We start from the raw sequence: 13,858 nt of genomic DNA, 5'->3' as shown, positions 1-13,858 counted from the left end.
CAAGGGTGATTTCCAAAGTGCTGGTGGCCAATCGCGGCGAGATCGCGATCCGGGCGTTCCGCGCCGCCTACGAACTTGGTGTCGGCACCGTCGCCGTGTACGCCTACGAGGACCGCAATTCGCAACACCGACTCAAGGCCGACGAGTCGTATCAGATCGGCGACGTGGGTCACCCGGTGCGGGCCTACCTGTCGGTCGACGAAATCGTCGAAACCGCTAGCCGGGCAGGCGCGGACGCCGTCTACCCCGGCTACGGGTTCTTGTCGGAGAACCCGGATTTGGCCGCGGCCTGCGCGGCCGCCGGCATCACGTTCGTCGGTCCCAGCGCCGAAGTCCTTGAGTTGACCGGAAATAAGTCCCGGGCCATCGCCGCCGCCCGGGAAGCCGGGTTGCCCGTACTCACCTCCTCGGCGCCGTCGTCATCGGTCGACGAGCTGGTTGCAGCGGCAGCCGACATGCGATTTCCGTTGTTCGTCAAGGCAGTTGCGGGCGGCGGCGGTCGGGGCATGCGCCGGGTCGGCGATATCGCCGCGCTGCCCGAAGCGATCGAAGCCGCCAGCCGCGAAGCCGAGTCGGCCTTCGGCGACTCGACCGTCTATCTCGAGCAGGCGGTGATCAGACCGCGCCACATCGAGGTGCAGATCCTGGCCGACAACATCGGCAATGTGATCCATCTCTACGAGCGCGACTGCAGCGTGCAGCGGCGCCACCAGAAGGTCATCGAGCTGGCGCCCGCACCGAACCTGGCCGCAGAACTGCGGGACAAGATTTGCGCCGACGCGGTCGCGTTCGCCCGGCATATCGGCTACAGCTGTGCCGGCACGGTCGAGTTTCTGTTGGACGAGAACGGACACTACGTCTTCATCGAGATGAATCCGCGGATTCAGGTGGAGCACACCGTGACCGAGGAGATCACCGACATCGACCTGGTGTCCAGCCAGTTGCGCATTGCCTCCGGTGAGACGTTGGACGACCTGGGCCTGCGGCAGCAGGACGTTCGGCCGCACGGCGCGGCGCTGCAGTGCCGGATCACCACGGAGGATCCGGCCAACGGATTCCGGCCCGACACCGGCCGTATCAGCGCGTACCGCAGTCCGGGCGGTGCCGGCATCCGGCTGGACGGCAGCACGAACCTCGGCGCGGAGATCGGCGCCCACTTCGATTCCATGCTGGTCAAGCTGACCTGCCGGGGCCGTGATTTCCACACGGCGGTATCGCGGGCGCGCCGAGCGATCGCGGAGTTCCGAATTCGCGGGGTGTCGACGAATATTCCGTTCCTGCAAGCGGTCCTGGACGATCCGGACTTCCAGGCCGGCCGGGTCACCACGTCCTTCATCGACGAACGCCCACAGCTGCTGACCGCACGCGCCTCGGCGGACCGCGGCACCAAGATCCTCACCTATCTGGCCGACGTCACGGTCAACCATCCGCACGGCACCCATCCGTCGACGGTGTATCCGCACGACAAGCTGCCCTTGACAGATCTCGAGGTGGCGCCGCCGGCAGGCTCCAAGCAGCGGTTGGTTGAGTTGGGGCCGGAGGGTTTCGCGCGCTGGCTGCGGGAGTCGCCGGCGGTCGGCGTCACCGACACGACCTTCCGCGATGCCCACCAGTCGCTGCTGGCTACCCGGGTACGTACCAGCGGATTGAATATGGTGGCACCGTATTTGGCCCGCACGATGCCGGAGCTGCTGTCGGTGGAGTGCTGGGGCGGCGCGACTTACGATGTGGCGCTGCGATTCCTGAAGGAGGATCCCTGGGAACGGCTGGCCACCCTGCGCGAGGCGATCCCCAACATCTGCCTGCAGATGCTGCTGCGGGGCCGAAACACCGTGGGCTACACGCCGTACCCGGAGCTGGTCACGTCGGCCTTCGTGGAGGAGGCGACCGCCACCGGCATCGACATCTTCCGCATCTTCGACGCGCTCAACAACCTCGATTCCATGCGCCCGGCGATCGACGCGGTGCGTGAAACCGGTGCTGCGATAGCCGAAGTCGCGATGTGCTACACCGGGGACCTGACCGATCCCGGCGAGCGCCTCTACACACTCGACTACTACCTCAACCTGGCCGAGCGGATCGTGGACGCCGGCGCCCACGTGCTGGCCATCAAGGACATGGCCGGACTGTTGCGGGCACCGGCCGCGCACCAACTGGTCAGCGCGCTGCGCAGCCGCTTCGACCTGCCGATCCACGTTCACACCCACGACACCCCGGGCGGTCAACTGGCCAGCTACATAGCCGCTTGGCAAGCCGGCGCCGATGCCGTCGACGGTGCCGCCGCGCCGCTGGCCGGAACCACCAGCCAGCCCGCGCTGAGCTCGATCGTCGCCGCGGCCGCGCACACCGAGTACGACACCGGTCTGTCGCTACCGGCGGTCTGTGCGCTGGAGCCGTATTGGGAGGCGCTGCGTAAGGTCTACGCGCCCTTCGAATCCGGGCTGCCCGGGCCGACGGGACGGGTCTATCACCACGAAATCCCGGGCGGCCAGCTGTCGAACCTGCGCCAGCAGGCGATTGCGCTGGGGTTGGGGGATCGATTCGAAGCGGTCGAAGAGGCCTACGCCGGGGCCGACCGCGTGTTGGGCAGGCTGATCAAAGTCACCCCGTCGTCGAAAGTCGTCGGCGATCTGGCGCTGTCCCTGGTCGGTGCCGGGATCAGCGCGGACGAGTTCGCTTCCGAGCCAGCGCGATTCGATATTCCGGAATCGGTGCTGGGATTCCTGCGCGGTGAGCTGGGCGACCCGGCCGGCGGGTGGCCCGAGCCGCTGCGCAGCGCGGCGCTGGCCGGTCGCGCCGCGGCCAAGCCGACACAGCAACTGACAGCGGAGGATGAGGCCGCTCTGGCGCTGAATGGCCCCAAACGTCAGGCGACCCTGAACAGGTTGTTATTCCCCGGTCCGACAAAGGAATTCGAGGAGCACCGGGAAACTTACGGCGACACCTCACATCTGTCGGCCAACCAGTTCTTCTACGGGCTGCGCCAAAGCGAAGAGCACAGCGTGGAGCTGGAACGCGGAGTTGATCTGTTGATCGGCCTCGAGGCCATCTCCGAACCCGACGAGCGCGGCATGCGAACGGTGATGTGCATCATGAACGGACAACTGCGGCCGGTTCTGGTGCGCGACCGCAGCATTGCCAGCACGGTCCCGACCGCCGAGAAGGCCGAACGAAGCAATCCCGACCACATCGCGGCCCCCTTCGCCGGCGTGGTCACCGTCGGAGTCACCGAGGGCGATCAGGTGAGTGCCGGCCAGACCATCGCCACCATCGAGGCGATGAAAATGGAAGCGCCGATCACCGCACCCAAGGACGGCACTGTGGCGCGGGTGGCGGTGTCGAGCACCGCGCAGGTGGAGGGCGGAGATCTGCTGGTGGTGCTCAGCTGACGAGGATCATCGGCGGCGCCGCTGGAGGGCGACGCATCGCGGTGCCGCCGCGGGGAACCCGGCCGACCACCGATCGGGTGCGCGAGTCGCTTTTCAACATCGTCACCGCGCGCCGCGATCTGACCGGCCTGGCGGTGCTGGACCTCTACGCCGGTTCGGGCGCGCTGGGCCTCGAGGCGCTCTCGCGCGGCGCGGAGTCGGCGCTGCTCGTCGAGTCCGATCAGCGAACCGCGGCCGTCATCGCCCGCAATATCGAGACCCTGGGTCTGCCTGGTGCGACGGTGCGCCGGGGCGCGGTGGCCGCCGTGCTGGCCGGCGGGGCCGGATCGCCGGTGGATCTGGTGCTGGCCGACCCGCCCTATGACATCGAGACCGCCGAGGTCCAGGCCGTCGTCGCCGCGCTGAGCGCCCACGGGTGGGTGCGCGAGGGGACAGTTGCGGTCGTCGAGCGTGCCGCCGCCGGCGCGCCGCTGACCTGGCCGGACGGCTGGACCCCATGGCCGGAGCGTGTCTACGGCGACACCCGTTTGGAGCTGGCCGAATTTGGCGCCGCCGCCCTGCTACCTTGATCGCTTATGAGCGGCGCCGTTTGCCCGGGCTCGTTTGACCCGGTGACGTTGGGCCACATCGACGTCTTCGAACGTGCCTCGGCACAGTTCGACGAGGTGGTGGTCGCGATCCTGACCAACCCCGCCAAAAAGGGCATGTTCGACGTCGACGAGCGAATCGCGATGATCGAGGAAGCGACGTCCCATCTGTCGAACCTGCGGGTCGAGGTCGGGCAAGGCCTGGTGGTGGACTTCGTCACGTCCCGTGGGATGACCGCGATCGTCAAGGGACTGCGCACCGGGACCGATTTCGAATACGAGCTGCAGATGGCCCAGATGAACAAGCACGTCGCCAATGTGGACACCTTCTTCGTGGCCACCGCGCCGCAGTATTCGTTCGTGTCGTCGTCGTTGGCCAAGGAGGTCGCGATGCTCGGCGGCGACGTGTCTGCGCTGCTGCCGGAATCGGTGAACCGCCGAATCCGCGAGAGGCGTTCCGGTGACCACTGACCCCGGTCCGACGGCGGTCGCGGCGCTGCTGGCGCGATGAGTCAGGCCGACCGCGAGTTCGACATCGTCGTCTACGGCGTCACAGGCTATTCCGGGAAGTTGACGGCTCAATACCTCGCGCGCGCGGCGAGCGGGGCCCGCATCGCGCTGGCCGGGCGCTCGCCGGAACGGCTGCTGGCAGTGCGCGAAACCCTCGGCCCCAGCGCGCAGGATTGGCCGCTGATCGTCGCCGACGCCTCGGACCCGGCGGCGGTGCAGGCGATGGCGGCCCGCACCCGGGTGGTGGTGACGACGGTGGGCCCGTACACCACGCACGGGTTGCCGGTGGTGGCCGCCTGCGCCAAAGCCGGGACCGACTACGCCGACCTGACCGGTGAGGTGATGTTCGTTCGCACCAGCATCGACCGGTACCACAAACAGGCCGTCGACACCGGTGCCCGGATCGTCGTCTCGTGCGGATTCGCTTCGATCCCTTCGGATTTGAATGTCTACCAGCTCTACCGCCGGGCGCTCGACGACGGCGCCGGTGAGCTGTGTGACACCACCCTGGTGTTTCGGTCCTTCTTCCAGGGCGGGGGATCGGGGGGCACCGTCGCCTCGGAATTCGAATCGATGCGCACCGCGTCGAGTGACCCCGAGGCCCGCCGGCTGATGGACGACCCGTACACGCTGACCACCGACCGAGGGGCCGAACCCGATCTCGGCCGGCAGCCGGACTTCCTCTGGCGCCGGGGCAGCCGGATCGCGCCCGAGCTGGCCGGCTCCTGGGTGGGCGGCTTGTTGTGGGCGCCGCACAACACCCGAGTGGTGCGGCGCAGCAATGCATTACAGAACTGGTCGTACGGCAAGCGGTTTCGTTACTCGGAGACCATGAGCATGGGGAAATCCTTCGCGGCACCGGTCGCGTCCGGGGCGGTGACCGGGACGCTGGCGAGTGCGTTCGCCTTGGGCACCAGGTACTTTCGGCGATTGCCGCAACGATGGTTACACCCGTTGGCGAAGCCGGGCACCGGACCGGGTGAGGCGATGCGGGAACGCGGTCATTACACGGTCCAGACCTACACCACCACAACGTCCGGTGCCCGGTACCGGGGGACCTTCGCGCAGCAGGCCGACGCCTACAGCGGTACCGGGGTCCTACTCGCGGAGTGTGCGCTGGCGCTGGCCTTCGATCGCGATCGACTCTCCGAGGCGCGCGGAGTGCTCACGCCCGCAGCGGCAATGGGTGACGCGTTGCTGACGCGGCTGCCGGCCGCCGGGGTGTCCATGAACACGGTCCGGCTGAGCTGAGCCGGACCGCCCTCAGCGCGGCACGGGCTGTGCGACCAACCGATCCGCGAGTTCACCGGCAAAGTGCCGGGTCTGCTCTACCTGGTATTGCTGGACGTTGGTCGCCGGAATGGGCACGCCAAAGTACCGATCGCGGTATTGGCCCGACCGCAAGTAGCTGATCATTGAGAGCCCGGAGGCCAACTGCCCGCCGAGATATTCGAAGTGGACGCCGCCCAGGTATCGGCCTCCGCGCTTTTCTCCGAGCTTGCGCACCAGCCGGAAATTGCCGCGCCAGTAGCGACGGCACACGCAGAACGCGGCGAAAGGGGTACCGGTGAGAAGCGCGCCCGCCTCCTCGGATTGCAAGAAGGTGCGCATCGGCATGTTCATGGTGAACCACCACGTCGAGGAACCGATGCAGATCAGGTCGTAGTCGCCGTTGCGCACCTCATCCGGCGTGCGGATTTCCCCGGCGGCGCGCCGGGCTTGGGCAGGAAGCATGCTCAGCAGATCGAGCATCGCGTGCCGCAGCGGGACGCGGGAGAACCGCTCGGCGTAGCGCCGATCGGTGAACTCGATCTGGGCTTTGTGCACCTGGAAGCCACGCTCGCTGAACACCTCGCCCGCAGCCTCCAGGACCCGCAGGGCCTGCCCGGTGAACGTGTAGTAAAGCAGCAAGACTCGAGGCCGGCTGTCGCCAGCTTCGTCGGTAGTCATCGCGCTAACGTAACAAAAATTGTTCGTTGGCATGGGATTTCATTCCATGACGCAATGCTCTGATCAGTCCTCCTTGTCACGAGGTGTCGAATCCAGTTGGCGCGCAACTAGCGCGCCGTCGACCTTCAGCAGTCGTGGGGTCTTGGCCTGGCGCCGCAGATTGTCCACCCGGTCCTTCCTCGTCAGACGCCGCTGCCTCTCGTGAGAGTCATTTCGACAAGCCTGAGGCGGTACGGTATCTTATTGAAAACCATTATCAATAAGGGGACTGATGAGGATGCCTGGCGGGGGCGCTGCTGCGCACTCCCGGGACGCCGGCACCGAGGCAGTCAATGCAGCCGCGGCTAGGCGTTGAGGGGGGAGCCATGCTGGATTTTGCGGCGTTACCGCCGGATGTCAACTCGGTCAGAATGTATTCCGGTCCGGGGTCTGGGCCGTTGTTGGCTGCTGGGGTTGCTTGGAATGCGTTGGCTGCTGAGATGCGTTCCGCGGCAACTGCTTACGGTTCGGTGCTCAGGGAGCTGCTCAGTGCGGGCTGGGTTGGCCCGTCGTCGGCGTCGATGTCGTCGGCGGCGGCGCCTTTTGTGGCGTGGTTGAACGCAACTGCTGCTGCGGCTGAGCAGACCGGCGTGCAGGCGAATGCGGCCGCGACGGCTTTTGAGGCCGCGTTCGCGATGACGGTGCCGCCGTCGGTGGTGGCGGCCAATCGCGTGTTGCTGGCGAACCTGGTGGCCTCCAACATTTTCGGGCAGAACACGCCGGCGATCGCGGCCACCGAGGCTGAATACGCCGAGATGTGGGCCGAGGACGCCACAGCGATGAGCGGTTACGCCACCGCTTCGAAGTCGGCGGCACAGATGACGCCGTTCACCTCGCCGCGGACGAACACCACCCCCGATGCGGCGGCCGGACAAAACGAAGCCGTCAATCAGGCAGCCAACTCGGCGGCCGGGAACGCGCAGTCGTTGTCGTCGACCCCTGCCGTGGCAGCACAGGACGGCGGGGCGGACGCGGCCGCCGCTGCCCCGCCCGAATCGCTGTCCGATTACTTGACGGGGCTGTTGGACGGGTCGAACAACACGGCACTGGGAAGCTTCTTGCAAAGCAATTTCTTCAGCAACTCGATCCTCAACGGAACAATCGCGGGCGGCCCGTTCAACCCGCAGTCCATTATTGGAACGGCGGTGGGCGCGATGGGGACGCGCGCGACGACATTGTCGGGTCTAGGCGACTTCGCCATGAACGCGGAGGGCGGCGGGATGGCGGCCCTGGCGTCGAATACCGTCCCGTCAGCGGGCCTGGGCGGGGCATCGGCTGGGGTGGCTGGGGTGGGCAACGCACATCTGGTGGGGTCGATGTCGGTGCCCCAGAGTTGGGCGTCGGCGGCCAATATCACCGGCGGTCAAGCGGCGGCGCCGGTGAGTGGTCTTAGTGATATCGGGACATCGGGGGCGCCGGCGGCGGGGGGGCCGGGCGGTGTGGCGGGTCCGCTGGGCGGTAACGGCCGCCGGCTGCGCCGCGCGATCCCACGGTACGGGTTTCGCCCCGTGGTCATGCCGCGTCCCCCGGCCGCCGGATAAGAGAATTCAGGAGAAGATGTCATGCTGAATTTTGGGGCGTTATCACCGGAAATCAACTCGGCCAAGATGTATGCCGGTGCTGGATCGGGATCGTTGTTGGCTGCGGCAGCTGCATGGAATGCGATGGCTGCTGAGATGCGTTCGGCGGCAATCAATTACGAGTCGGTGATCACCTCGCTGGTCAGTGAGGGCTGGCTGGGCCCGTCGTCGGCGAAGATGGCGGCGGCGGTCGCACCCTATCTGGAGTGGCTCAACACCACCGCGGTGGCAGCCGAGCAGGCCGGCGCGCAAGCGACCACGGCCGCGGCGGCGTATGAGGCGGCGTTTGCTGCGACGGTGCCCCCGCCGGTTGTCGCGGCCAACCGCACTTTGCTGGCGAACCTGGTGTCCAGCAACGTCTTTGGCCAGAACACCGGGGCGATCGCGGCCACCGATGCCCAATACGGCGAGATGTGGGCTCAAGATGCCTCCGCGATGACCGGCTACACCACCGCCTCGCGCGCGGCGACCGAGATGACCCCGTTCAGCGAACCGCAGTCCGACACCACCACTGACGGAACGGCCCAGCAGGGCAACGCGGTTCAGGATGCCACCGGCGACGCCGCGGCCGCTCCGGCCGCCACGTCGGGAAACAGCCTGCTCGACTGGCTTGGTCTGTCGCCCAATTCGAATACCTCTACCACCGGGCTTGCCGGGCTCATGAACTTCTTCAGCAATTCCAACCCGAATCTGATGGGGGCTTTTCTCAACAACGCGTCGGTCTCCGGCGTCTCGAACGGGTTCACCACCAACGGAATTCTGAACCCGACGACGTTCGTCGATTCGCAGATGGCGCTCAACGGCCTGAGTGCGGTAGGCGCAAGCACCGACGGGCTGGAGGATCTGGCCGCCGGTCTGGGGAGTGGCGCGTCGTTGACGTCAGCAGTGAGCGTGCCCGGCGCGGCGGCGACGTCGGCAGTGGGGCAGGCGAGCCTGGTGGGGGCCTTGTCGGTTCCGTCGGCCTGGGCCGGCAGCGGGGCAACGGTCAGCACGGTTGCGGCCACGACTCAGGTCGGGGCGGGGGCGTATCACAGCTTTGGTGCCGCCACCCCGATGGTGATGGAAGGGGCTGGGGCAGCGGGCATGCCGGGGGTGCCCTTGGCGGGCATGCCCGGCGCGCATGAGGATGAGTTCGCTGAACCGATCTACGGGTTCCGGCCCCGCGTCATCGGACGCCCACCGGCTGCCGGGTAACGACAGATGAAAGTCTTACCGCTTGTCGCAAGCGTCGTTGCCCTGGTCGGCCTGGCCGCACCGGCTCACGCCGACTCCGATGACGACGCCTTTCTGTCCGCGCTCACCAAGGCCGGCATCAGCTATCAGAATCCGGACAAAGCCATCAAAGCGGGCCAAAAGGTGTGCGACTTGGCCAATTCGGGGACCTCGCAGCTTGACATCGTCCGAGACATCCGCGATCTCAACCCCTCATTCACGATGACCAGCGCCGCCAAATTCGCCAACGCCGCCGCCACCGTGTACTGCCCCGAACGACTCTCCGTCGACAGCGGCGGCACCGCCCCCGAACCCGCGAGCAGCTGAGCGCGATAGCCGGCCAAGTGGCACAACAAACTTCGGGTTGCCCACAGACGGACACGGGTGTCCTTCTGCGTGGGTCTCCCGAGCTCGTGGATGCGAACCCCGCAGTCGCGTGCTAGCCTTCCGCATTACATGCTAATGAAAACCATTGTCAATAAGACCGGGGAGCAAGTTGATGGTAGGTCAAGCTGGTCGGCGCAGGTTAGCGGCGTTGGTAGCGGTGAATATGGTCGCGTTGCTGCTCGGCACGGTTGCGTGTAGCAGCAACAACTCGCCGCAATCTGGACCCAGCACCGGCAGCGCCGGGGCCGGCCCGCGGCTTCTGGTTGTCGCCACGATCAATGCGTGGGGCAGCATCGCGGCACAGATCGGGGGTGACCGGGTGCAGGAGACCAGCATCATCACCAACCCCAACACCGACCCGCACAGCTATGAGCCGTCGGCTGCGGATGCCCGCATGGTCTCCGACGCGACGGTGGTTGTCGAAAATGGCATCGGCTACGACGCGTGGGCCGACAAAATGCTTGCGTCCGACCCGAATCCGAAGCGCACCGTGGTCAACGTCGGAGACACCGTTGGCGTCGCCGCTGGCGGAAACCCCCATCAGTGGTATTCACCTGACTCGGTCACCAAGGTGGCCGATGCGATCACCGCCGCCTACAAAAAGGCAGACCCGAACGACTCGGGGTATTTCGATCAGCAGAACCAGCAGTTCCGCAACCAGGGCCTCTCCAACTACCGCAGCTTGATCGCCAGCATCAAAGCGAAATACGCTGGGACGCCGGTCGGCGCCAGCGAGTCGATCTTTTCCCCGCTCTCGAATGCGTTGGGTCTGAACCTGATTACGCCACCGGAGTTCCTCAAGGCAATCAGCGAAGGCACCGACCCCTCGCCGGCGGACAAGGCGACCATCGACCACCAGATCGCCGCCAAGGAGCTCAAGGTGTACGTGTTGAACACTCAAAACAACACCCCGGACGTGCAGGCCCAAGTTGACGCGGCCAAGAGACAGGGCGTTCCCGTCACTACTGTGACCGAGACTCTGTCGCCGGCAAACGCGTCATTTCAAGATTGGCAATCCGCACAGTTGACCGGCCTGGCCGACGCTCTACACAGTGCGACAGGAATGTAGATGACCTCCGCGCGCCCCGGCGACGCCAGCCAGCAGGTCGCCCCGGAGACCGTGGTCCGAATGCGCGGCGCGTCAGCCGTGGTGGGCGGCAAGACAGTGTGGTCGGACGTGTCCCTCGATCTGGCTGCCGGGGAATTCGTTGCGGTACTGGGGCCCAACGGCTGCGGGAAGTCGACGCTACTCAAGGTCCTCCTAGGGCTCATACCGTCGTACGGCACGGTTGAGGTGCTGGGCGCGCGACCCGGTCGACGCAATAACCTGATCGGGAATCTCCCGCAACGACGTGCCTTTGACGCCAGTGTCCGAATTCGCGGCATCGACGTGGTGTCCCTGGGATTGGATGGCGCGCGCTGGGGAACACCCGTGCCTGGACTGACCCGGCTGCTAGCCCCGCGACGGTTCGCGGAACGGCGAAGACGGCTCGAGCAGGTGATCGAAATGGTCGGCGCCACTGAGTATGCGCGGCGCCCGATCGGCCAGTGCTCCGGTGGTGAACAGCAGCGCCTGCTTATCGCACAGGCCCTGATCCGCCAGCCGGAACTGCTGTTGCTCGACGAGCCGCTCGACAGTCTCGACGTACCCAGCCAGGCCGGGATCAGCGCTCTGGTGGGCGACATCTGCCGCCACGAGGGGGTCGCGGTGGTCATGGTGGTTCACGACGTGAACCCGATCCTGCCCTACCTCGATCGCGTCATTTACCTCGGCGGCGGGTCGGCCGTGATCGGAACCCCGGATGAGGTGATCACCGCCGACCAACTCAGCGCGCTCTACGGCATCCCGATCGAAGTGCTGCACGACCGAGCCGGGCACCTGTTCGTCGTCGGCCAACACAGCACTGCTCCCACGCAAACCGCCGGAGCGCGTGCATGAATCCGCAGCCGACCTGGAATCTGATCACCGATCTGCAACAGATGTGGATCTACCCGTTCATGGTCACCGCCTTCCGGGCCGGCACCGTCGTCGCCGTCCTCGCGGGCATTGTCGGATGGGTAATGGTGCTGCGAAAAGAAAGCTTCGCCGGGCACACCCTGGCCATCGTCGGCTTCCCCGGTGCCGCAGCCGCGGCCTGGCTGGGCGTCGCCACCGGCTACGGTTACTTCGCGGCGTGCATCGGCGCGGCACTGGCAATCACGCTGCTGCCCAAGGCGACTCAGGCGGGCAGACTGAACGGCCTCAGCGACGAGTCCGCTGGGATCGGCACGATTCAAGCTCTCGCGCTGGCGACCGGGTTTCTGTTCGTCAGCCTGTATCACGGCTTTTTATCGGGTTTGACCAACCTGCTGTTCGGCACCATCGCGGGGGTCAGCTCCCAGCAGCTTGGCGTGCTGATCACCGCCGCACTGGTATGCCTGATTGTGCTGGCCGCGATCGGGCGCCCACTGCTGTGGGCGTCGATCGACCCGGATGCCGCCAACGCCAACGGAGTCCCGACCCGGCTCGTCGCGGGGCTGTTCCTCTTGGTCCTCGGCGCGGCTGCGGCCGGCGCCAGCCAGATCACCGGCAGCCTCTTGGTATTCGCGCTGCTGGTGGCCCCGCCTGCGGCCGCGTTCCAGTTCACCGCCCGCCCCGCGACGGGGATCGCGCTTTCCGTCCTCATCGCGCTTGTTGTGACATGGGCGGGAATCGGCTGCGCGTTCTATTCGCCGTATCCGATTGGATTCTGGGTCAGCAGTTTCGCATTCGCTATCTATCTGCTGGCCGCGGGCTGTCGGGCGAGCGCCGATCGGACCCCTCGGCGGATCGACCGACGAAACTCCGCGGCTCGCCCCGTTGTGGCGGCATGACAATCACCGATGGGCGCGCGATAGCGGCGGGGCCACTGAACGGCTTTGCGAACATGCTGTCCCACTCCTTCATCAACCACGCGCTGGTGGCCGGGACCGCGGTGGCGGTGGTCTGCGGGCTAGCCGGTTACTTCCTCGTGCTGCGTGGCCAGGTATTCGCCGGCGACGCACAGGGACACATCGCGTACACCGGCGCCATGGCGGCTCTGGTGGCTGGGCTGGACCCCCGGGTGGGATTGTTCGCCGCCACGATCATTGTCGGAGTCGCGCTGGGCGTGATCAGTCGTCGCGATGTCGACGACGTCGCGATCGGCTCGTTTTTCTCCTGGATACTTGGGCTGGGTGCGCTGTTCTTGGCCTACTACACCACCCACGGCAGCGGCAACAACGGCACTGCCAACGTGAATGTCTTGTTCGGCAGCATCTTTGGGATCAATGACCAGGCTCGGACCCTAGCAGTGGTCGTCGCCGCCGCATTGGGCATCGTGTTGATCGCGATCGCGCGCCCGCTGCTGTTCGCCACCATCGATCCGGACATCGCGCAGACCGCCGGCGTGCCGACCCGACTGCTGAGCATGCTTTTCCTGGTCATTGTGGGGATCACCGTCGCCGAAGCCGCCCAGATCATCGGCGCCCTTGTCGTGCTCGGCTTGCTCGCTGCGCCGGCCGCCGCCGCCGCGCGGCTGACCACCCACCCTTGGCGGGGGTTCTGGCTGTCTGCGATCTTGGCCACCGCCGCGATCTGGATTGGCGTCACCATCGCCTACGCCCTTCCCGCGATACCGGCCACCTTCACCATCATGAGCACCGCCGCCATGATCTACCTGATCGCCGCCGTGACCGGCGCCCGAGACCGCCAGCCACGGAATACACCGGCGACCCAGTAACGTCCGAAATCCCAGGAGCGCAACGATGCCGGCGCCGCGGCTGTTACACCGGACCCGAACCACCGCCCAGCAACGAGCGGTGCTCGACCTGCTGCAGGGCAGCGACCACTTCCGTGGTGCCCAACAACTCCATCAGGATCTCCGTCAACGCAACGGCGTCCAGATTGGGTTGGTGACCGTGTACCGGATCCTGCACGCGTTCGCCGATATGAAGATCCTCGAAACCCAGCGCGCCGAAGATGGTGAGATGCTTTATCGGCTGCGCACCACACCCGAGCATCGCCACTACCTGCTGTGCCGACGGTGCGGGCGTGCGATCGCGTTCACCGCCGACGAAATTGAAGGTTTTACAAGCCAACTCGCCCAGCAACACCGCTTCACCGAAGTCGCTCACCAGATCGACTTCTACGGAACGTGCTCGCGATGCACCGAAAGCTGAATGGCGCGCGCCACGGCTGGGTTCG

Annotated in this window: 13 protein-coding genes; 12 read left to right on the top strand and 1 reads right to left on the bottom strand. The window is 66.3% G+C overall.

What is annotated here, in order from left to right:
- The first annotated feature begins 5 nt into the window (after positions 1 to 5).
- From ACTXG5_RS24560 to ACTXG5_RS24545, 4 genes are read left to right on the top strand one after another with little or no spacing between them, the layout of a single operon-like run.
- On the top strand, positions 6 to 3,389 hold the full coding sequence (locus ACTXG5_RS24560; RefSeq protein WP_445161265.1) for a pyruvate carboxylase: 3,384 nt from the start codon (positions 6 to 8) through the stop codon (positions 3,387 to 3,389).
- Positions 3,386 to 3,958, top strand: a complete 573-nt coding sequence (gene rsmD / locus ACTXG5_RS24555; RefSeq protein ID WP_445164574.1) for a 16S rRNA (guanine(966)-N(2))-methyltransferase RsmD — start codon at positions 3,386 to 3,388, stop codon at positions 3,956 to 3,958. Before ACTXG5_RS24560 ends, rsmD begins: the two co-directional genes overlap by 4 nt.
- 6 nt (positions 3,959 to 3,964) lie before the next feature.
- The gene (gene coaD, locus ACTXG5_RS24550; protein WP_445161264.1) at positions 3,965 to 4,447 is read left to right on the top strand and encodes a pantetheine-phosphate adenylyltransferase; all 483 of its coding nucleotides are present in this window, start codon (positions 3,965 to 3,967) and stop codon (positions 4,445 to 4,447) included.
- A gap of 36 nt (positions 4,448 to 4,483) precedes the next feature.
- The gene (locus tag ACTXG5_RS24545; protein WP_445161263.1) at positions 4,484 to 5,737 is read left to right on the top strand and encodes a saccharopine dehydrogenase family protein; all 1,254 of its coding nucleotides are present in this window, start codon (positions 4,484 to 4,486) and stop codon (positions 5,735 to 5,737) included.
- A 12-nt stretch (positions 5,738 to 5,749) separates the two neighbouring features.
- Here the strand turns inward: ACTXG5_RS24545 and ACTXG5_RS24540 are convergent, their stop codons facing one another.
- Entirely contained in the window at positions 5,750 to 6,436 is a 687-nt protein-coding gene (locus tag ACTXG5_RS24540) for a flavodoxin family protein (RefSeq protein WP_445161262.1), read from the bottom strand.
- Between the two features lie 365 nt (positions 6,437 to 6,801).
- On the opposite strand from ACTXG5_RS24540, the gene ACTXG5_RS24535 reads away from it, so the two are divergent.
- From ACTXG5_RS24535 to ACTXG5_RS24500, 8 genes are all read left to right on the top strand, one after another.
- The gene (locus ACTXG5_RS24535; protein WP_445161261.1) at positions 6,802 to 8,016 is read left to right on the top strand and encodes a PPE family protein; all 1,215 of its coding nucleotides are present in this window, start codon (positions 6,802 to 6,804) and stop codon (positions 8,014 to 8,016) included.
- Between the two features lie 21 nt (positions 8,017 to 8,037).
- Positions 8,038 to 9,249: a PPE family protein gene (locus tag ACTXG5_RS24530; RefSeq protein ID WP_445161260.1), complete on the top strand. Its 1,212-nt coding sequence runs from the start codon at positions 8,038 to 8,040 to the stop codon at positions 9,247 to 9,249.
- A gap of 6 nt (positions 9,250 to 9,255) precedes the next feature.
- Positions 9,256 to 9,594, top strand: a complete 339-nt coding sequence (locus tag ACTXG5_RS24525; protein WP_445161259.1) for a DUF732 domain-containing protein — start codon at positions 9,256 to 9,258, stop codon at positions 9,592 to 9,594.
- A gap of 172 nt (positions 9,595 to 9,766) precedes the next feature.
- Entirely contained in the window at positions 9,767 to 10,723 is a 957-nt protein-coding gene (locus ACTXG5_RS24520; RefSeq protein WP_445161258.1) for a metal ABC transporter solute-binding protein, Zn/Mn family, read from the top strand.
- On the top strand, positions 10,724 to 11,593 hold the full coding sequence (locus ACTXG5_RS24515; protein ID WP_445161257.1) for a metal ABC transporter ATP-binding protein: 870 nt from the start codon (positions 10,724 to 10,726) through the stop codon (positions 11,591 to 11,593).
- Positions 11,590 to 12,507, top strand: a complete 918-nt coding sequence (locus ACTXG5_RS24510; RefSeq protein ID WP_445161256.1) for a metal ABC transporter permease — start codon at positions 11,590 to 11,592, stop codon at positions 12,505 to 12,507. Before ACTXG5_RS24515 ends, ACTXG5_RS24510 begins: the two co-directional genes overlap by 4 nt.
- Complete coding sequence (locus ACTXG5_RS24505; RefSeq protein ID WP_445161255.1) at positions 12,504 to 13,394, top strand: metal ABC transporter permease; 891 nt, start codon at positions 12,504 to 12,506, stop codon at positions 13,392 to 13,394. Before ACTXG5_RS24510 ends, ACTXG5_RS24505 begins: the two co-directional genes overlap by 4 nt.
- Positions 13,395 to 13,419: 25 nt before the next feature.
- Positions 13,420 to 13,833: a Fur family transcriptional regulator gene (locus tag ACTXG5_RS24500; protein WP_445161254.1), complete on the top strand. Its 414-nt coding sequence runs from the start codon at positions 13,420 to 13,422 to the stop codon at positions 13,831 to 13,833.
- The last annotated feature ends 25 nt before the right edge of the window (positions 13,834 to 13,858 follow it).

Source organism: Mycobacterium sp. Dal123C01 (genome assembly GCF_052566995.1).
This window is presented reverse-complemented; position numbering and strand designations above follow the sequence as displayed.